An 18647-nucleotide genomic window follows, 5' to 3' on the forward strand; every position below is an offset into this window, starting at 1 on the left:
GGCGGGCCGGATTTCGCGGCGGTTAGAAGTCCATTCCACCAGCCGGCATTGCTGGCGCAGCGGCTTCCTTTTTGGGCTTTTCGGCGATCATGGCTTCGGTCGTCACCAGAAGACCGGCAACGGACGCGGCATCCTGGAGGGCGGCTCGAACGACCTTGGCGGGATCGATCACGCCCATGGAATAGAGATCGCCGAATTCGTTCGTCTGCGCGTTCCAGCCGTAGGAGAATTCGGAGTTCTCCCGCAGCTTGCCGACGATGATCGACCCTTCGGCGCCGGCATTTTCGGCGATCTGGCGGACCGGAGCCTCGATCGCACGACGGACGATATCGACCCCGACGCGCTGATCTGCGTTGGAGGTCTGAACATTGTCCAAGGTCTTGATAGCGCGCAGCAGTGCGACGCCACCGCCCGGAAGGATACCTTCCTCGACGGCCGCCCGGGTGGCATGCAGAGCGTCGTCAACGCGGTCCTTCTTTTCCTTCACTTCGACTTCGGTCGAACCGCCGACGCGGATAACCGCAACGCCGCCGGCGAGCTTGGCGAGGCGCTCCTGGAGCTTCTCGCGGTCGTAATCCGAAGTGGTTTCCTCGATCTGCGCGCGGATCTGGGCCGTCCGGCCGTCGATTTCAGCCTTGGAGCCGGCACCATCGATGATAGTCGTGTTCTCCTTTTCGATCGAGACCTTCTTGGAGCGGCCGAGCATGTTGAGGGTAACATTCTCGAGCTTGATGCCGAGGTCTTCAGAGATGACAGTGCCGCCCGTGAGGATGGCGATGTCTTCGAGCATGGCCTTGCGACGGTCGCCGAAGCCCGGGGCCTTGACGGCCGCGACCTTGAGGCCACCGCGCAGCTTGTTGACAACGAGCGTTGCCAGCGCCTCACCTTCCACGTCTTCGGCAATAATGAGAAGCGGCTTGCCGGACTGCACGACGGCTTCGAGAACCGGCAGCATCGACTGCAGGTTGGAGAGCTTCTTTTCGTGGATCAGAATATAGGGGTCTTCGAGTTCGACCCGCATCTTGTCCTGGTTGGTCACGAAATAGGGCGAGAGATAACCTCGGTCGAACTGCATGCCTTCGACCACTTCGAGTTCGGTCTCGGCGGTCTTGGCTTCTTCAACCGTGATCACGCCCTCATTGCCGACTTTATCCATCGCTTCTGCGAGATAGCGGCCGATTTCGGTGTCGCCGTTGGCGGAAATAGTGCCGACCTGGGCGATTTCCGAATTGTTGGAGATTTTGCGGGCGTTGGCCTTCAATTCTTTCACGACAGCGTCGACAGCAAGGTCGATGCCGCGCTTCAGATCCATCGGGTTCATGCCGGACGCAACCGCCTTGGCACCTTCTTTGACGATGGCCTGGGCGAGAACCGTTGCGGTCGTGGTGCCGTCGCCGGCAAGGTCGTTGGTCTTCGATGCCACCTCGCGCAGCATCTGCGCACCCATATTCTCGAACTTGTCCTCCAGTTCAATTTCCTTGGCGACGGAGACGCCGTCCTTGGTAATGCGCGGCGCACCGAAGGACTTGTCGATGACGACATTGCGCCCTTTCGGGCCGAGCGTCACCTTGACCGCATTGGCGAGAACATCGACGCCGCGCAACATCCGCTCACGGGCATCGGTATGGAATTTGACTTCTTTTGCAGCCATTTTTTCACTCCTCAATTAGGCAGCTACATTGACTGATGGACAAAGCGCTTCAGGCAGCCTGTCTCTGCTCGGCCTGGGCTTCGATGATGCCCATGACATCGCTTTCCTTCATGATCAGAAGGTCCTCGCCGTTGATCTTGATCTCGGTGCCGGACCATTTGCCGAACAGGATGCGGTCACCCACCTTTACGTCGAGTGGCTGAAGCTGCCCCTGGTCGTTGCGCGCGCCGGGACCAACGGCGATCACTTCGCCTTCCTGCGGCTTTTCCTTAGCGGTGTCGGGAATGATAATGCCGCCTTTGGTCTTTTCTTCAGACTCCACGCGGCGAACGAGAATGCGATCATGAAGCGGTCGGAACGCCATGTTTTCCTCCTGGACAAACAATGATGATCAAGCTCCCCACCGGACCGGATGACCGGTCTGGACGAGCGCCGATCCTCTTCTTCGAGCAATCGGCGAAATCGATTTGGTTAGCGCAAATTGCAGTTTCAAGGGCCGTCTGCGAAAAAATTAGCACTCTCGATCACTGGCTGCTAAAGGTCTAAAAAGGAACAACAATTCGCCCACTCGCGTTGCAATGATCAGCCGCTTCCCGCGAGGCGGCTCGTCAAATATTGCAATGGAGCAAAGCATGCGTTTTTCGTCTGATTTGGAATATCAGCTCAAGGGTTACGGCCTGACGACTGCTCATATCCTCTATCGCATCCCGGATTTCGAATCCGTGCTGCAGACCTATGTCTGGCAGGACTACGACATCGCCCCCGATTTCCCGGAAATGCACCGGTTTCTGGATTTCTGGCAGGACAATCTCGACGGTCCGCTGCATTCCATCCGCTTTACCCACAAACGCCTGATCGGACCGCACGAATGGAAACAGATCGACGGAGAGTTCACCATCAACTGACGTCTGCCTAACGATCCGGAAGATAGTCTTTTCCGAACAGCTTCAGGAGCTATTCCTCCCAGTCCTCGTCTTCCGCCGAGAGAAGATCGACGAGTTCAGCAACCCTTCCCTTCGGAAGACGACGACCCTCGCCAATCAGCGCTTCGTCGCTGTTGACCCAGGCCCATGCTTCGGCGAGCTCCCCAGCCTCGGCGCCGGTTGCAACAATCTCGGCAATCAGCGCCCGGTCAACGGGCCCAAGTACGGCGATGACGTCTTGTGAAGTCATTGTCATATCTTCCTCCGTTCCTGTGTCATCATCCCAGTCTGGATGAGACTCGATATAGGAGGTCGGATGAGGAAGTCGAACCCGGCCCTTATGGACGAGAAGCTCGGCAACCGGGCCTGACTGCTGGGGCAATGCCAAAGCCGGCGAGCTGCGCCATGCCGAACGGCTATTGCTGCCAGAACAGAACGCCCGCTATCGCCACGGAGAACACGACGGCGGCGAATGAGCTATAGCCCTGGAGGACGCCCATCCGCTTCAAGGCGATGGCGAATATGATGATGATGGGAGCGGCGAGCAGAAGGCCGAGCTGTGCGTCAGACATGACAGATCCTTGGTTTTGACCCCATTCTAGGCGGTCGATCTGCCGTTTCTTTGCGAAATGACAAAGAACGGCGGCGGAATTGCCTTCATTTTCCGGCCTGCAGAACATCGGAGACATGCGAATGGCGGCAATTCCGACGACCGAGGAGTCGGATGAAGGTGGCGACCTTCTTCTTTGGGTACTGGTCTGGGGCGAACTGGCGGCTTTCGGCTTCCTGCTGCTTGGCTATCTGGTGATGTCGATATTGCATCCGGAAAGCTTTGGGCTCACCAAGCTGCATCTCGCTCCCCGCCTCGCGGGGTTCAATACGATCGTGCTTTTGGCAAGCAGCTGGCAGGCCGCTTTGGCAGTCCGATATCAGGACAAACCCCAGCTGCAGCGTTTATTCCTGCTTTTGGCCGCGGCTCTGGGTATCCTCTTCGTGGCGCTGAAGGGCGTAGAGTACAGCTTCGAATGGGGCGCTGCGAGCGATCCGAATCTGCAGACATTCTTCGAACTCTATTTCCTCATCACCGGCTTTCACCTCGCCCATGTGGCCTTCGTGGCGCTCCTTTTCGTGTTCGCGTCGATCCGGCTGGAACGTTCGACGATCGTCATCCTGACCACCATATGGCATGTCATCGATATCGTCTGGCTGGTGATGTTCCCCATGATCTACCTGACCTAGGAGCACCGCAATGAACAGCTCGAAACTCTTCAGCAGCGCCAACTGGATCATCATGCTGGGTGTCGTCGCTGCGTTGATTGCAGCGCAATGGAAACATCAGGCGATTCCGATCGTGGCGCTTACAATCATCCTTGTTTTCACCATCGCCAAGGTCCGCCTCATCGTGCTCGATTTCATGAGCCTTCGCGGCACCCGGCCCAATCTTGCCCGGGCGCTGGTGATCTGGCCGACCTTCTTTGCCGCCGCGGGGCTCGCAAAAGCTCTTGCTCCTGCCGTCTGGCATTGACGGCCGACGCACAAAGGGCGCTGCTGCCCCTTCCCCTCCACGACCGGGATATCAATCCGTCCCTACCAATTAGCCACCGTTACAGCCCTGGTCGGCGCGGAGTGGTCCGATTGCCGTCGCCAATGCGTCGCGCCAGCCGGTTCGGACGCACCGTTACCCTGCTCCAATTTTCCGACAATTCTGCCGCAGACCCCTTGGTCCCGCCCGCATGGCCTGTTTCCATACCCGATCCGGCGGGACTGTCTTTTGTTTGGTAAAACGCAAAGAACCCTTCCCGGAATCCCCGCATAGAAGCTGCACGGGGTCCACGTCCGCACTTGGCGACGCAGCCCCTGCATTTGCCGAAAGGCTTCCGTACATAGGGGACATGAGGATGTCAGAACGCCTCACAAAGACCGGGGCACGCAACGTCTTTTATGGCGGCTCCGCGTTCTTCTTCGCAATCTTCCTGGGCCTTACCGCCCACAGCCACTACTACATGCGCACCACTTCCACCGACGAGACCACGCTGACCGATGGGGTCGCGCGCGGCAAACACGTCTGGGAGAGGAACTCCTGTATCAACTGCCACACGCTGCTCGGCGAAGGCGCTTATTTCGCGCCGGAAGTCGGCAACGTCTGGAAGCGCTGGGGCGGAGATACCGACCCGGAAACCGCCCGCTCCACGCTGAAGGCCTGGATGGCCGCCCAGCCGACGGGAATCGAAGGCAGACGACAGATGCCGCAATTCAATCTGACCGAACAGGAACTCGACGATCTGGCGGACTTCCTCGAATGGACCAGCAAGATCAAGACCCAGAACTGGCCGCCGAATGACGCCGGTTGATCTCAGGGGAAGGAAATCATCATGAAATATCAAACCCAGAAGGTCGCGATGCTGTATTTCTACGGCGCGCTCGGCCTCTTCGTCGCCCAGGTTCTGTTCGGCGTACTTGCAGGCACCATCTACGTCCTGCCGAATACGCTCTCCGAACTTCTTCCGTTCAACGTCGTACGCATGGTGCACACCAATGCGCTGATCGTCTGGCTGCTCATCGGCTTCATGGGCGCCACCTTCTATCTCCTGCCGGAAGAGGCCGAGACGGAGCTCTATAGCCCGAAACTCGCCATCGCCCAGTTCTGGATCTTCTTGGGCGCGGCGGCAGTCGCCGTCGTTGGATACCTCTTCAAGATCCACGAGGGCCGCGAATTCCTGGAGCAGCCCTTCATCATCAAGGTCGGCATCGTCGTCGTCTGCCTGATGTTCCTGTTCAATATCACCATGACGGTATTGAAGGGGCGCAAGACCGTCGTCACGAACATCCTGATCTTCGGCCTGTGGGGCGTTGCGATCTTCTTCCTGTTCGCCTTCTACAACCCCGCCAACCTGGCACTCGACAAGATGTACTGGTGGTATGTCGTTCACCTGTGGGTGGAAGGCGTCTGGGAACTCATCATGGCGTCCGTACTTGCCTTCCTGATGATCAAGCTGAACGGCATCGACCGCGAAGTCGTCGAGAAGTGGCTCTATGTCATCGTCGGCCTTGCCCTATTCTCTGGCATTCTCGGCACCGGCCATCACTTCTACTGGATCGGCGCTCCGGGCTACTGGCAGTGGATCGGCTCGCTCTTCTCGACGCTGGAAGTCGCCCCCTTCTTCACCATGGTGATCTTCACCTTCGTGATGACCTGGAAGGCTGGCCGCAAGCATCCGAACCGCGCAGCCCTCCTGTGGTCGATCGGCTGCTCGGTGATGGCCTTCTTCGGAGCCGGCGTCTGGGGCTTCCTGCACACGCTCTCTTCCGTCAACTACTACACGCACGGAACACAGGTCACCGCGGCCCATGGCCACCTCGCCTTCTTCGGCGCCTATGTGATGCTGAACCTCGCTGTCATGGCCTATGCCATACCGGAAATCCGTGGCCGCGCCCCGTATAACCAGATGCTTTCGATGGTCAGCTTCTGGATGATGTGCACGGCGATGTCGGTCATGACCTTCGCACTGACCTTCGCGGGTGTCCTCCAAGTTCATCTGCAGCGCGTTCTGGGTGAAGGCTACATGGACGTGCAGGACCAGCTGGCGATGTTCTACTGGATCCGCCTGGGTTCGGGTGTCTTCGTGCTCCTCTCCGCGCTGATGTTCCTGTGGGCGCTCTTCGTTCCTGGTCGGGAACGCCAGCCTGCCGGTCGTGCAGCCATCCAGCCTGCCGAATGATGCGATGCGGCTCCATCCTCGTGGTGGAGCCGCTCATCCCCCTAAAAGATCAAGGACACTCCGATGAACGCGATCCCCCAGATCAAGACCGCAAGTGCCGAAGCGGCGCCTCTTTATGTCCCAGCCGGCAACGAATGCGAACTGTTCGAAACTGCCTGGAAGCGGCAGCTCCCGTTGCTTCTGAAAGGTCCGACCGGCTGTGGCAAGACCCGCTTCGTCAGCCACATGGCAAAGCGTCTTGGCCTGCCGCTTGCGACCGTCTCCTGCCATGACGACCTGGCGGCTGCCGATTTGACCGGCCGGTTCCTCCTCAAGGGTGGCGATACCGTCTGGGTCGACGGTCCTCTGACACGCGCGGTCCGCGAAGGCGGCATCTGCTATCTCGACGAGATCGTCGAAGCCCGCAAGGACGTTGCCGTCGTCATCCATCCGCTGACGGACGACCGGCGCATTCTGCCGCTCGAAAGGACCGCCGAAGTGCTGGAAGCCCCGGCCGAATTCATGCTGGTCGTCTCCTACAACCCCGGCTACCAGAACATCCTCAAGACTTTGAAGCCGTCGACAAAACAGCGTTTCGTCGCGATCGAATTCGACTTCCTGCCGAAGGAACAGGAGATTGCCATCGTTGCCGCCGAAAGCGGCCTCGAAGAGCGTCGCGTCGCTCCGCTGGTGGCACTCGCCCACCGTCTGCGCGCCCTCAAGGGGCACGACCTCGAGGAAGGCGTTTCTACCCGTCTGCTGATCTATTGCGCCTCTCTGATCGAAAGCGGTCTGCCGCCGCGTGACGCGATCCGGGCCGCCTTGATCGAACCGCTAACCGACGATGCGGATGTCCGCGCCGCGCTATTCGAACTGGCGAAAGCCGTCGTCGCTTAAAGGATATCGGCCATGTTGGACTTCCTCGAGCTGGAAGAAACTGTCGGCAAGGCCTGGCATCGGCTGGTCGGCCGGACACGGAGCATGCCGCGCTATCCCGAGCACGCGGTTCCTCTGGACGAGGTCAAGACGGTCCTCGCCTCCTGCTTTCGCGGCTTTGGCGGCGATCACGCCGTCCAGCTCGTCGCAGCCCATCAGCGCACCTCCAAGCATCGCCTCAAGCTTCGCCAGCTGGTTGGCCTCGGGGAAGAACGGATCGCCCGCTCCGGCAGGGATTTCGCGCGAGCGATGCTGCCGGAGGCGATCGATTTCTTTCCGGACAGCGGCCTGAACCGGGACCTGTTCATCTGGCTCACCGCCTCAATTGCCATGCTGCCCGATACCCTTCCCACCTCCGGCGATCCTCTCGTCAAGGATCTGGAGAGGTTGCATCTTTCGGCTGCCAATGTGGACAGAACGCTGGTCGCCTTCCCCGGTCTCCGGCCTGTTTATCGAAAGCTATGCGAAGCAACGCTTGCGGAGCGTCGGCGCGGATCGCTTCCCGCTGTCGAACAACTTCTGGAAAGCAGGATCATCCGCATGCTCCGCACTGGTGCAGGCTTGCCGGACGATACGCCGAAGGCGATTTTCCCGCACCATGCGCCGCCCGGCTATCAGCCGATGATGGACGTTCCCCTCTGGCCGGAATTCTTTCCGCAGCAGGAAAGCGGATCGTCCGCACCGGATTCCGACCTGGCTCTCGATGACCCGCAAGGTGGCGGCGGGAAAAAACGCTTTGCCGCCGAACGCGAACGTGACGACGATAAAAGGTCCGAGAGAAGCCCGTTCATACTGAATCGCTTCGAAAAAATCCTTTCGATAGCGGAAATGGTCAATGTCGACCGTCCGACCGACGACTCGCCGGAGGAAAACGGCAAAGCCGCCGAAGATCTTGACGAAATGATCCTCGGCCGGCGCCGCGAACGCCCCTCCTCGCGCTTCCGCTTCGATCTGGACCTCCCTCCGGAAATGGTCGATCTGGCGGAGATTGCGTCGGACCTGAGCTATCCCGAATGGGATTATCGCAAGGGTACCTACCTCAAGAACCACTGCCGTGTACTTGCCGTTCCCGCCTCCGCTATGGGCGAGCATGCCGAGATCAGCCAGGACACCAAGGCGCTGATCAGGAAGGTACGCAAACAGTTCGAGCTGCTACGGCCGCGTCACGAGCTCCTCAAGGCGCAGCTCGACGGTGTCGAGCTCGATCTCGACGCCGTCGTCCGCTGCCGGACCGATCTTGTGGCCGGCGGCCAGGGAACGGACCGGATCCATCTCACCACGCAGCCCCGGACGCCGGATCTGGCCGTCAGCATCCTGGTGGACGTCTCGCTCTCCACAGATGCATGGATCGACAACAGGCGGGTGCTCGACGTCGAGAAGGAGGCGCTGATGGTGCTTTCCCAGGGGTTGTCGGCCTGCGGCACGGATCACTCCATAGTGACATTCACGTCGCGGCGGCGCTCGTGGGTCAAAATGGAAACGGTGAAAGGATTCGACGAGCGGACATCGCCTCTCGTCGAAGACCGGATCGCCGCCCTCAAGCCCGGTTATTACACCCGTCTGGGCACCGCCGTTCGGCATGCCACTTCAGAACTAACGAAACGTCCCAATCGGACCCGCCTGCTGCTCGTGCTGACCGACGGCAAGCCGAACGACATCGACCACTACGAAGGCCGGTTTGCGCTCGAAGACAGCCGCAAGGCAGTTCAGGAAGCGCGCCGTCTGGGGGTCAATGTGTTTGCGGTAACGGTGGACAAGGAAGCGAAATCCTACCTCCCGACCATGTTCGGTCGAAATGGATACGCCATGGTGGGAGACATCGCCAGGCTCCCCGCCGCCCTGCCCGCCATCTATCGGGGTCTGACCGCATAACGAGGGCAGCCAGGAAGAGAAAATGCGGCAGTCCCCTGCCGCATTTTCCTTTCTATCTGTAGTACTTAAGCCGCCGGCGACAGCGTTGTGCTGCTCAGGCCGCTTTGCTGAAGGTGCGGCCTGTCTTGTTGAGATAGGCGTCGAACGCGGATGCCACGGCGCGGACGATGAACCGATGCTCGTCCGAGACCTTGATGGCGCCGCCTTCAACCGTGATGAGATTGTCCCGCTGAAGCGCATCAAGCCGCTCGTTGCCGGTCAGCAGAGCGGCGGAGTCAAATCCGTGAGCTGCTGCAAGTGCGGCGACATCGACGGAAAAGTCGCACATCACGCGCTCGATGATTTCGGCCCGCAGGCGGTCCTCCGCTGTCAGCCGATAGCCCTTCGAGGTAGGCAGCTCGCCGCCCGCTACCCGGGAAGCATAGACGCCTGGCGGCACCTCGTTCTGGACATAGCCCTGCGGCAGCTTGCCGATCGAAGATGCACCGAGGCCGATCAGCGCTTCGCAGGCGTCGGTGGTATACCCCTGGAAGTTCCTGTGAAGACGGCCTTCCCGCTGCGCGAGCGTCAGGTCGTCGGCCGGCAGGGCAAAGTGATCGAGGCCGATCCGCTCATATCCGGCACTGATCAAGGTCGCAGCGATCGCTTCCGCCTGCAGTGCGCGTTCGCGGACATCCGGAAGCGTTGCCTCGTCGATAAGTCTCTGGTGCTTCTTGAATGTCGGAATATGGGCATACCCGAAGACCGCGAGACGATCGGGACGCAGCTGGATGGCTGCCTCGACGGTTTCGACGCAGGATTGAACCGTCTGATATGGCAGGCCATAGATGAGGTCGAAGTTGATCGCCTGGATGCCGTTTGCGCGAAGCCGCTCCACCGCCGTCATCGTCGTTTCGACGCTCTGTATCCGGTTGATGGCCTTTTGCACCTTGGGATCGAAGCTCTGGACGCCGAGGCTTGCGCGGGTGACGCCCGAGGCGCCCAGTGCATCCGCCATTTCGCCGGTCAACGTCCGGGGATCGATCTCAACGGCGGTGTTAACGCCCGCGGCAAAACCGAGACGATCCCGGAGGGCCTCCATCAACTGCACGAACTCTTCCGGCTTGATGATGGTCGGCGTGCCGCCGCCAAAATGGATTTCACCCACATGAAAGCTGTCGCCCCTGACCGCGGCCAGCAGCTCGACCTCCCGGTGGAGCACCTCCAGATAGTCCAGGATCGGCCTGTCCCGCTCGGTGATCGTGGTGTGACAGCCGCAATACCAGCACATGGACCGACAGAAGGGGATGTGAAGATAAAGGGACGTGGCGCGCCCGTCCGGCAAGGCCTTCAGCCAATCGTGATAATCGGCAGGGTCGAAGTCGCTCGAAAAATTCGGCGCTGTCGGGTAGCTCGTGTAACGCGGCAATCGCGCATCGCCATATTTTTCGATGATGGCTTCGGACATATCGGATACCTCGTTCAATTCAGTCTTGAAAAGGCTTTAACCGCCAAGGCGCGTTTCATCTTTGTGCGAAATCAAGGACTGCCTTCCGTTTCGATGAAATGTTTGCTCAGCCACAAATTTCTCGGGCGACGCCGCTGCTAAGGCATGGAAAGTGGCCCGGGATCGCCAGGCCGCCTCGTCATTCTGAAAGGCAAGGACAAATATGCCGGATACGCAGATACCCTCCATCGATGTCAGAACTCTAGCGCCTGCCGAGCGTCATCCGAAGATCTTCGGCGTGCTCACCTCGCTCGCTCCGGGCGGCATCATGCATGTGACCAGCGATCACGATCCGCGGCCGCTGCATTATCAGATCGAGAGCCGTTACCCGGAACAGTTCGACTGGCAGTATCTCGAGCAGGGCCCGGCGGTCTGGCGCGTCGAGATCCAGCGCGCCGAGAGTTCCGGTTGCGACTGCTGCTGCGGTCACTGAAAGAGAAGGTCATGCCCGGTGCCACCTTATCCCGTTGGACAATGTCGTATTTCGCTGCCGCATTGTCCTGTCTGGTCGCCGGGCTGATCCTGACTGCCTCGGGCTTCGGTTATCCCTCGACCGCCATCGAGGCGCCGGAGTCCCTGGTGGTTATCCACCTTCTTGCCATCGGCTGGCTGGGCCTCCTGTTTGCCGGTTCGCTCCTCCAGTTCGTGCCGGTGCTCGTTTCGCGGCCACTGGAAATGCCGCACCTCAGCCTGCCGGTTCTGCTTCTGACGATCACCGGCCTTGGACTTTTGCTGGCAGGTTTCCTGGGGCTTGCCGGTATTCTGCCGCTCTGGAGTTGGGTGCTGCCGCTCGGAGGCGCCGTTCTGGCGCTTGCATTTGCAGGACTTCTCTGGATGGTGACAAGGACGCTCGCCACAGCCCGTCCCATGCCTCTGCCCGCCAAATTTGTCGCCCTTGGCTGCGCGGCGCTTGTTGGGGTGGCCGCCAGCGGACTGCTCCTGACCCTGCCCCTCTCCGGCCTCACGGCCAACCAGTATTTGGTCGGCCTTCTGCTCGAGGCGGCTCCGTCGCACGCTTATCTCGGGCTTGTCGGCTGGATGACGATTACGGCGATCGGCGTCAGTTATAGACTTCTCACCATGTTCCTGCTCTCACCGGAAAGACCTCGGATGACGAGCCGAGCAGTCGGATGGCTGATGGCCGTCGGGTTAGCGATGGTCGCCTTTGGCACCGTCCTGGCGGGCGCCGGAACAAGCCCGACTGCAACAATCTACGTCGCGACCGCCTTCGGAGGGATTGCCGTCCTGATTTATGGCCTAGATGTCCATCTCATCTTCCGGGAACGAAAACGCAAATCCGCGGAGATGAACGTGCTTGCGAGCCTGGCAGCAGTCGCGATGCTGATTGCCTGTTTCGCCTTGTTTGGAGCGTCGACCATGAGCGATCTTCCCATAGATCTGGCACGTCCGGCCGCCTATCTATTCGTGTTCGGCTGGCTGACGGGCCTCGGGCTGGGACAGCTCTACAAGATCGTTGCCTTCATGACCTGGCTCGATTGCTACGGACCAGTTCTCGGTCGGGCCGCTGTGCCGCGGGTCCAGGAACTGGTCAACGAACGGCGCTCATCCACATGGTTCCTGCTCTACTTCGGCGCCACCGTCGCGGCCACAGTTGCGCTGATCGCCGATACACCGGCCATGTTCAGATGGTTGGCTCTAGCCCAGTTGGCGGCCGTCTGCGCGCTGGCCTTCGAATTTGCCCAGGCTCGTCGCCTTGCCATTGTCCCACAGGCGGTCAGGCTGCCCAAAGGCGCCATACACCCGCGACTGTTCCTACCCAGCTTCAAGGGAAGTTCACAATGACCACGGAATTCAAAGAACTTGACGTCAGACCGATCCTGCGGGACGGCGGCGAACCATTCGAAGAGATCATGAAAGCGGTTGCCACGCTGCAGGAAGGCCAGGGACTTAGACTCCTGGCACCCTTCCGGCCGCAACCGCTCTTTAGGGTGATGGATTCCAAAGGCTTCGACCACGAGGTGTTCGAGCTGGAGGGCGGCCACTTCGAGGTGCGCTTCACCCCCAGAATGGAAGAGACGGTGGCCGTCTCCGACAACGCGATTTCGCCGGCACTTTGGCCCGAGCCTTCGGTGCAGCTGGATCTCTCCGACCTGCCGCCCCCCGAACCGATGCAGCAGATCCTTGCAGAGGCGGAAGGGCTTGAACCCGGCAAGGTAATATTCGCCGTACTTTCCCGCGAGCCGCTCTTCCTCTTTCCCGAGCTTACCCGCCGGGGCCATCAGTGGGTCGGCAACTACGATCAGGCCGGCACCGCCTACCGGATCATGATCCGCGTCGGCTCGGGGGGCAGCAATGCTTGATCCGCTTGAGCAGCAGGACATCACGGAGAAAGCAAGGCAACAGCTGTCCACGATCATCGACCCCGAGATCGGCCGCAGCATCGTGGAAATGGGGCTGATCTATCTTGTCGAAATCGATTTCGAAGGAAACGTCAGCATCATCATGACCACGACGACGAAGGGCTGCCCCGCGGCTGGTTTCCTCACCGAGGCAGTGAAAGCCTGTCTGGCTTGCGTGCCTGGCGTCCGCAATGTCGATGTCACCCTCACCTATGAACCCATGTGGCGCCCGGAGATGATGGAAGCATGAGCATCGCGCGCGCGACCCGGGAAGTGCGCCCGGCTCCGTTGCAGGCAGAGCCGGTATCCCATGTGGATCGTCATTGGCGCGAGCGCAATATGCGGGCAGCGGCCGCAGAGGTTCTATCGATCGGAGCAGCCGGCGAAGTCGCGGCTTTTCTTCTGTCGGAAGTCGAGCGATTGGGCGAGCCGGTCACCTGGGAATAGACCCGAGCCGCAGATTGCGCCCCAAAAGGGATCGCCTGACGGATGGCGGAAGCATGCAATGAATTTGAGTGGGAATTCGTTAAAGAAAAATGCCCGGACCGATCAGCCGTGTCATGCTCTGAAAGCATGACACGGCTGATCGGTCCGGGCATCTTGGAAAAATCGGCGGCAGCCGGGAGAGGGTAAGCGGCGGCCGCCGATAGGAACGGTCGGCTTAGACGCCGGCAGCAGCGATGTCCGCGTCGAGGCGTTCACGAGCCTTCTTCGGCAGCTTCGCTGCCTTGATCGCATCAAGATTCTTCGGAGCGTCGCCGACGACGATGAGACCGATCATCCCCATGCCCACATGCGGCGCGCATTTCACGGCATAAGCGCCTTCAACGTCGAAGGTGATCTTCACGCTTTCATTCATCTTGCCCTTGAAGGCAGTGGCGCCATCCGGAATGAGCCCATCGATGGTTTCGGCATTGTGGGACTTGTCCGTCGGAACGAAGGTCACGGTGTCACCCTTGGCGATCTTGAGCGAGCTCGGCTCGAACACCATCGCGCCGTCCTTGCCCTTGTTGAGCATCTGGACTTCGAAGTCCGCTGCCGCGGCAACGGTTCCGAAAGCTGCGGCAAGAACGGCGGCGCCAATAAGGGATGCGAAAGTCTTTTTCATCGTCTACTCCTGTTCAAGAGACCTCGTGCCTCTGTTGATAGGCACCTTATCTCAGGGGCAGACTCGTTCTTTGACAAATCGCAAACATGTGATGATTTGCGGCTGACTATCCTTTTACGGTCTCGGCCAGCGCTGAAAGCCCATCGATATCCTTGACCGTCAGCTTCTGGCGGCCACCCTCCACAAGCCCCTTGGCCTCCCATGCGCTCATGATCCTGGAGACCGTGTGAAGTGTCGTGCCGGTCATTTCGGCGATGTCCTGGCGGGAAATCGGAAAGTCGATGCGTACGGCAGCTCCTTCCTTCCTGCCGGCATGCTTGGCTAGCCGCAGCACCGCATGCGCAACACGCCGCTCGACTTCCTGTGTGGACATTTCCCGGATGCGGGCGTGAGCCTCCTCCAGGCGCTGCCCGATCGTCTGCATGGCTGTCACAGCCAAGCGAGGATTCTTGTCTACGAACTGAGGCCAGAGTTCTGTCGGCCATGACAGCGCTATGCTTTCGGCGACCGCCGTTGCCGTGCCGGGGTAGTCGCTGCGCATCAGCGCCTTGGCGAAGCCGAAGAGGTCGCCGGGATGAACGACCCGGACGATAATCTGTTGACCGTCTTCCGTCACCTGCGTGACCTTCAGCCTGCCGTGCAGAAGAAGGAAAAAATGCGTCGCGGCCGCACCCTGCTCGAAAACAGCATCGCCGATCGGCACTCGACGCGAGGTCGAATGCCCCAGAAGGGCTTCCGTGTCGGCGTCATCCATTTTCTCGAACAGCGGGAAAGTCCGGACGAGGCTTTTGTCGATCTTCAAGGCAATGCGCTCCGATGATTTGAGCGCGACCATAACACGGCTCGCGATCAGATCGAAGGCATGGGAATGCCGCACCTGGGGATTTACGCAATCCAGCCTTTTTCGCGGAACTTCACCAGGAACGGCGCATACCATTTTGTGGACTTCACAAGGCGGAAGCCTAGATTGTCGGGAGGAGTTCCGACCGAGCATCCGCCGCCTTTAGGATCGCGGATGAAGGCGCTGACCGGAGAGCGATGACCCGCCACGGTGACATAGACTCCGCATATAGGCTCCGCATTGCGGACAGATCCGTTCTCGTAGAGATGCACCCGCCGATGACAGGTCGAGGTCCATTCCCAGACGTTCCCGCCGAAATCGGCAAGCCCGTATTCGTTTTCGCCGAAGCTTCCGATCGGTCGGGGAACCGGGTCACGCTTCGACCGCTCGCGTGCCTCGCGCTCGTAATCCGCTAGCCAGCGAAGGGCCGGGTTCTTGCTGTCGGGATCAAGCCCCAGCGCATCGTCGGGAAAAAGCTTGCCCGCGGCCTGCGCGAGTTGCTGGTCGGACGGAAGCGTCCAGTATTCGCCGGTCTTTCTCGAAAGCCAGCGGGCATAGTCCGTCGCATCATCGAAACTGACGCCGGTGACCGGCACATTCGCGCTCCCGGTAGGTGTCGCATCGGCCGCCGCGCACGCGCCATCAAGGACGCAGGCGGCATATTCGGATGCCGTGATCTGGTATTTCGTAATGGTGAGGCCTTCCGAAGCGATCACCGTCTTCATCGGCGGATCGACTGCCGCCGTGCCCTTCACGAACTCGCCGTCGCTCCGGTATTTATATGTCCGCGGCGGCACCACGACGCTTTTCGGTTCGTAGGCCGCGCTCTGCGGTGCCGACACATCGAAAAAACCGGCCTGCTGAAAGATGCCTGCCGACAGGGCAGCGATCAGGGTGATCGGAAGCGCGGTGTGAAAGAGGGAGAGACTTGGTTTTGTCCACGGCATGTTCGCCTCCCGGCGAAACCGCATCCTCGAGTGAGGCGGGCCTGTTGAAGTAGCCGGCGGGGCAAGGATCACCCTGCCCCGCCGCGCGTCATCAGCTTCCGGTCGGAGCGACGATCGATGTCATCAGATCGTCGTTCCATTCGCCGGTAACCTTGAAGTGCGCGGCTGCACCGAGCTCGAAGGCTTCGATGAGGTTGTGGTTCACATAGGCGTAGATGCCCGGCTGCTCGAAGGTGTAGAACGCTGCACCGGCCGTGCCGCCCGGGATGAACCAGGTTTCCTGATCGCGGTCGGGAACGTTGTTGAACTTGCCGGTCTGCCAGACATAGTCGCCATGTCCGCCGATGAGGTGGGGGCGAGTGTCGCGGTTGGCCTGCGAGTGGACGATCAGCACCTTCTCGCCGACGGCGGCCGTCAGTGCGTTTTCACCGGTCAGGGCGCCGACCGCACCGTTGAACACGATGTGGCTCGGTGTCAGCGTCCGCATGACCTTCAGCGTGTCTTCATAGGCATCGCCGACACTGGCGTATTTCTTGAAGTTACCGGCCTCGTCGCGCGGCACGTAGAAGTCCTGTTCGCCGACATAGTAGACCTTGTCGTAGACCAGTTCCTTGCCGTGGCCATCCGTCAGGCCTTCGCGCGGCAGCACCATGATCGCGCCGTTCATGCCCGAGGTGACATGCCATGGAACCATGCCGGGAGGTGCGCAATGGTAGACGAAGACGCCGGCTTTCGTGGCCTTGAAGCGCAGGACTGCTTTCTCGCCCGGGTTGACGATGGTCAGTGCGCCGCCGCCCAGCGCGCCGGTGGCCGAATGGAAATCGATGTTATGCTGCAGTTCGTTGGTATCGGGATTGATCAGCGTCAGTTCGACGTAGTCGCCCTGGTGCACGACCATCATCGGGCCCGGAACCGAGCCGTCGAAGGTCATGGCATTGATTTCCGTACCTTCCTTGTCGATCACCAGCTTCTTTTCCTGGATCGTCAGGGTGAATTCGACGATCTTCGGAGGACCGTCCGCCTTCTGGGTATGGGCATGGACAAAGGGCGGCTTGACGAGGTCGACCTTGACGCGGCGTAAAGCCGAAAGATCGGTTGGCTTCATCTTGGCCGGAGGCGCTTCTTCGGCATGGGCGAACGACGCCTGGACGATAGGCGCCACCGCCCCGACGATCGCTGCCCCCGCCAGGATCGAACGTCTGCTTATCTGAAATTTGTCAGTCATGATCTTGTCCTTCGGAACAAAGGGCGGAGTGGATCGCCGTCCTGTCGAAGGAGAAGCTACGACCGGTCCCCCATGTCTTCTTTGACCTGAAACAAACTTTCCCTTGTTTGCTTGCGACTTCGCAAAGATCAAAAATAACGCCGGGATATAGATCAAGTTATCGATCGAAGGAATTTTCTGATGACTGATCTCTCCTCCCCAACAACCCGCCGTGGCGGCATCCCCCGCGGCCTATCGCCGACCGCTCCGATAATATTCTCCTATGGCTTCCGACCCTTCTTTCTCGGCGCAGCGGTCTGGGCTGCAGTCGCCATGCTGCTGTGGATCGCAAGTCTTATGGGCGTGATCGAAGTTGCAGCAGACTATGGCGTGGTCCATTGGCACGCGCATGAGATGCTGTTCGGTTACGCAAGTGCCGTGCTTGCCGGCTTTCTCCTGACGGCTGTCCCCAACTGGACGGGCCGGCTTCCAGTCTCCGGATGGCCGCTCGTCTTTCTATTCCTCGTCTGGGCCTCCGGCAGGCTGGCGCTTCTCCTGTCGGACGGGCTTGGAACCATAGCAGCTATCCTGCTCGATTCGGCCTTTCTTCCAGTCCTCTTGCTGATCTGCGTGCGGGAAGTCGTTGCCGGCAAGAAGTGGAAGGATCTGAAGGTCATAGCCGGCCTTCTCGCGCTTTCGGCCGCCAATATCCTCTACCACCTCCAGGTTATCGGGGGTCAGCATCCAGCGCCGGCGATCAAGCTTGCCATATCGGCCTATGTCGGAATGATCCTGATCGTCGGCGGCCGGATCATTCCGAGCTTCACCCGCAACTGGATCAACAAGGCAGGCCGCACCGACTTCCCTACGCCTTACAACCACTTCGATACAGCCGCGATTGTCCTGGGAGTTGCAGCTCTTGCCGCTTGGGTCATATTGGACGAAGGGCCGATTGTAGCGACCGCCGCAGGCACTGCCGCACTGGCGCACCTGATCCGGCTCCATCGGTGGCGCGGCTGGACGACGGCCGCGGAAATGCTGGTGGCGGTCCTTCACATCGCTTATTTGTTCGTGCCGCTTGGTTACCTAGCGATCGCGCTTGCAGCTATCGACCTGTTCGACACGACCGCCACCCTTCACATGCTGAGCGTCGGCACGGTCACGACGATGATGCTGGCCGTCATGACCAGGGCAAGCCGCGGCCATACCGGCAGGATCCTGACGGCCTCCCGCATCACGACGATATCCTACGGAGCGATCGTGCTCTGTGCGGTGGTCAGACCTGGTACCAGCCTGTTCCCGGAGTTTTCGAGCACCATCTATACCGTGTCCGGATTATTATGGCTCCTCGCCTTCGGCCTCTTTCTTTTTGAATACGGACCGATGCTGGCGACCGTGAGGCGCGCCAAACTCGGCTGATCAAGACAATCCCGTCCAAGTAAAAAACGAAACTCCAGCTGCAAATTCAGGAGAGGTGCTTTCGCGTCAACAGATCGAACGCGATCCATCGGCCCCAAGAATCGTACGGACGGAGCCGGGCGTGGGTACCGGTTCGTCGCCAACGAAAATTGGCGACAGCTCATCAAACGCCTTTGAGCGCTGCCTGACATGGTGGCGCTTC

22 protein-coding genes are annotated in these 18647 nt (G+C 60.1%); 13 read left to right on the top strand and 9 right to left on the bottom strand.

Annotated features, from left to right (window positions below; genetic code table 11):
- Positions 1 to 22: 22 nt before the first annotated feature.
- Both groL and groES read right to left on the bottom strand, forming a co-directional pair.
- The gene (gene groL, locus EDE05_RS05050; protein ID WP_105370193.1) at positions 23 to 1651 is read right to left on the bottom strand and encodes a chaperonin GroEL; all 1629 of its coding nucleotides are present in this window, start codon (positions 1649 to 1651) and stop codon (positions 23 to 25) included.
- Positions 1652 to 1700: 49 nt separating this feature from the next.
- The gene (gene groES, locus EDE05_RS05055) at positions 1701 to 2015 is read right to left on the bottom strand and encodes a co-chaperone GroES (protein ID WP_105370194.1); all 315 of its coding nucleotides are present in this window, start codon (positions 2013 to 2015) and stop codon (positions 1701 to 1703) included.
- A 268-nt stretch (positions 2016 to 2283) separates the two neighbouring features.
- Here groES and EDE05_RS05060 point away from each other — a divergent pair, with 268 nt between their 5' ends.
- A complete protein-coding gene (locus EDE05_RS05060) occupies positions 2284 to 2556 on the top strand; it encodes an aspartate-semialdehyde dehydrogenase (protein WP_105370358.1) in 273 nt (90 codons plus the stop codon).
- 49 nt (positions 2557 to 2605) lie between these two features.
- Here EDE05_RS05060 and EDE05_RS05065 read toward each other — a convergent pair whose 3' ends face one another.
- A complete protein-coding gene (locus EDE05_RS05065) occupies positions 2606 to 2830 on the bottom strand; it encodes a hypothetical protein (RefSeq protein WP_105370195.1) in 225 nt (74 codons plus the stop codon).
- 160 nt (positions 2831 to 2990) lie between these two features.
- Entirely contained in the window at positions 2991 to 3146 is a 156-nt protein-coding gene (locus EDE05_RS26720) for a hypothetical protein (protein WP_165924109.1), read from the bottom strand.
- Between the two features lie 121 nt (positions 3147 to 3267).
- On the opposite strand from EDE05_RS26720, the gene EDE05_RS05070 reads away from it, so the two are divergent.
- The 6 genes from EDE05_RS05070 to EDE05_RS05095 all read left to right on the top strand — a co-directional run bounded on the left by EDE05_RS05070 (position 3268) and on the right by EDE05_RS05095 (position 9080).
- A complete protein-coding gene (locus EDE05_RS05070) occupies positions 3268 to 3813 on the top strand; it encodes a cytochrome c oxidase subunit 3 (protein ID WP_112801309.1) in 546 nt (181 codons plus the stop codon).
- A 10-nt stretch (positions 3814 to 3823) separates the two neighbouring features.
- The gene (locus EDE05_RS05075; RefSeq protein ID WP_105370198.1) at positions 3824 to 4099 is read left to right on the top strand and encodes a cytochrome C oxidase subunit IV family protein; all 276 of its coding nucleotides are present in this window, start codon (positions 3824 to 3826) and stop codon (positions 4097 to 4099) included.
- Between the two features lie 373 nt (positions 4100 to 4472).
- Positions 4473 to 4925 carry a cytochrome c gene (locus EDE05_RS05080; RefSeq protein WP_105370199.1) on the top strand — a complete coding sequence of 151 codons (453 nt, stop codon included), beginning with the start codon at positions 4473 to 4475 and terminating at the stop codon, positions 4923 to 4925.
- A gap of 21 nt (positions 4926 to 4946) precedes the next feature.
- Positions 4947 to 6293 carry a nitric-oxide reductase large subunit gene (locus EDE05_RS05085; protein ID WP_112801179.1) on the top strand — a complete coding sequence of 449 codons (1347 nt, stop codon included), beginning with the start codon at positions 4947 to 4949 and terminating at the stop codon, positions 6291 to 6293.
- Between the two features lie 63 nt (positions 6294 to 6356).
- A complete protein-coding gene (locus EDE05_RS05090; RefSeq protein ID WP_112801177.1) occupies positions 6357 to 7169 on the top strand; it encodes a CbbQ/NirQ/NorQ/GpvN family protein in 813 nt (270 codons plus the stop codon).
- Positions 7170 to 7181: 12 nt separating this feature from the next.
- The gene (locus EDE05_RS05095; protein ID WP_112801175.1) at positions 7182 to 9080 is read left to right on the top strand and encodes a VWA domain-containing protein; all 1899 of its coding nucleotides are present in this window, start codon (positions 7182 to 7184) and stop codon (positions 9078 to 9080) included.
- A 94-nt stretch (positions 9081 to 9174) separates the two neighbouring features.
- On the opposite strand, the gene hemN is transcribed toward EDE05_RS05095, so the two are convergent.
- A complete protein-coding gene (hemN, locus tag EDE05_RS05100; RefSeq protein ID WP_112801306.1) occupies positions 9175 to 10527 on the bottom strand; it encodes an oxygen-independent coproporphyrinogen III oxidase in 1353 nt (450 codons plus the stop codon).
- A 202-nt stretch (positions 10528 to 10729) separates the two neighbouring features.
- Here hemN and EDE05_RS05105 point away from each other — a divergent pair, with 202 nt between their 5' ends.
- Genes EDE05_RS05105 through EDE05_RS05125 form a run of 5 tightly spaced genes read left to right on the top strand, consistent with a single transcriptional unit; the run spans position 10730 to position 13373 of the window.
- Positions 10730 to 10999 carry a DUF2249 domain-containing protein gene (locus EDE05_RS05105; protein ID WP_112801173.1) on the top strand — a complete coding sequence of 90 codons (270 nt, stop codon included), beginning with the start codon at positions 10730 to 10732 and terminating at the stop codon, positions 10997 to 10999.
- Between the two features lie 11 nt (positions 11000 to 11010).
- Entirely contained in the window at positions 11011 to 12369 is a 1359-nt protein-coding gene (locus EDE05_RS05110) for a hypothetical protein (protein WP_134100561.1), read from the top strand.
- Positions 12366 to 12887 carry a DUF2249 domain-containing protein gene (locus EDE05_RS05115; RefSeq protein WP_105370206.1) on the top strand — a complete coding sequence of 174 codons (522 nt, stop codon included), beginning with the start codon at positions 12366 to 12368 and terminating at the stop codon, positions 12885 to 12887. Before EDE05_RS05110 ends, EDE05_RS05115 begins: the two co-directional genes overlap by 4 nt.
- A complete protein-coding gene (locus EDE05_RS05120) occupies positions 12880 to 13176 on the top strand; it encodes a metal-sulfur cluster assembly factor (protein WP_112801169.1) in 297 nt (98 codons plus the stop codon). The genes EDE05_RS05115 and EDE05_RS05120 overlap by 8 nt, the downstream gene beginning before the upstream one ends.
- On the top strand, positions 13173 to 13373 hold the full coding sequence (locus EDE05_RS05125; RefSeq protein ID WP_112801167.1) for a hypothetical protein: 201 nt from the start codon (positions 13173 to 13175) through the stop codon (positions 13371 to 13373). Before EDE05_RS05120 ends, EDE05_RS05125 begins: the two co-directional genes overlap by 4 nt.
- 214 nt (positions 13374 to 13587) lie before the next feature.
- Here the strand turns inward: EDE05_RS05125 and EDE05_RS05130 are convergent, their stop codons facing one another.
- The 4 genes from EDE05_RS05130 to nirK all read right to left on the bottom strand — a co-directional run bounded on the left by EDE05_RS05130 (position 13588) and on the right by nirK (position 17047).
- The gene (locus tag EDE05_RS05130) at positions 13588 to 14034 is read right to left on the bottom strand and encodes a pseudoazurin (protein WP_105370209.1); all 447 of its coding nucleotides are present in this window, start codon (positions 14032 to 14034) and stop codon (positions 13588 to 13590) included.
- Positions 14035 to 14140: 106 nt separating this feature from the next.
- Positions 14141 to 14836, bottom strand: coding sequence for a Crp/Fnr family transcriptional regulator (locus EDE05_RS05135; protein ID WP_105370359.1), 696 nt, complete (start codon positions 14834 to 14836; stop codon positions 14141 to 14143).
- Between the two features lie 83 nt (positions 14837 to 14919).
- The gene (locus EDE05_RS05140) at positions 14920 to 15822 is read right to left on the bottom strand and encodes an SUMF1/EgtB/PvdO family nonheme iron enzyme (protein WP_132408945.1); all 903 of its coding nucleotides are present in this window, start codon (positions 15820 to 15822) and stop codon (positions 14920 to 14922) included.
- Positions 15823 to 15913: 91 nt separating this feature from the next.
- Positions 15914 to 17047, bottom strand: a complete 1134-nt coding sequence (gene nirK / locus EDE05_RS05145) for a copper-containing nitrite reductase (protein ID WP_132408947.1) — start codon at positions 17045 to 17047, stop codon at positions 15914 to 15916.
- A gap of 180 nt (positions 17048 to 17227) precedes the next feature.
- On the opposite strand from nirK, the gene EDE05_RS05150 reads away from it, so the two are divergent.
- A complete protein-coding gene (locus EDE05_RS05150) occupies positions 17228 to 18445 on the top strand; it encodes an NnrS family protein (RefSeq protein ID WP_132408949.1) in 1218 nt (405 codons plus the stop codon).
- Positions 18446 to 18647: the final 202 nt, after the last annotated feature.

This window comes from Neorhizobium sp. R1-B, from assembly GCF_004368875.1.
GTDB lineage: Bacteria > Pseudomonadota > Alphaproteobacteria > Rhizobiales > Rhizobiaceae > Neorhizobium > Neorhizobium huautlense.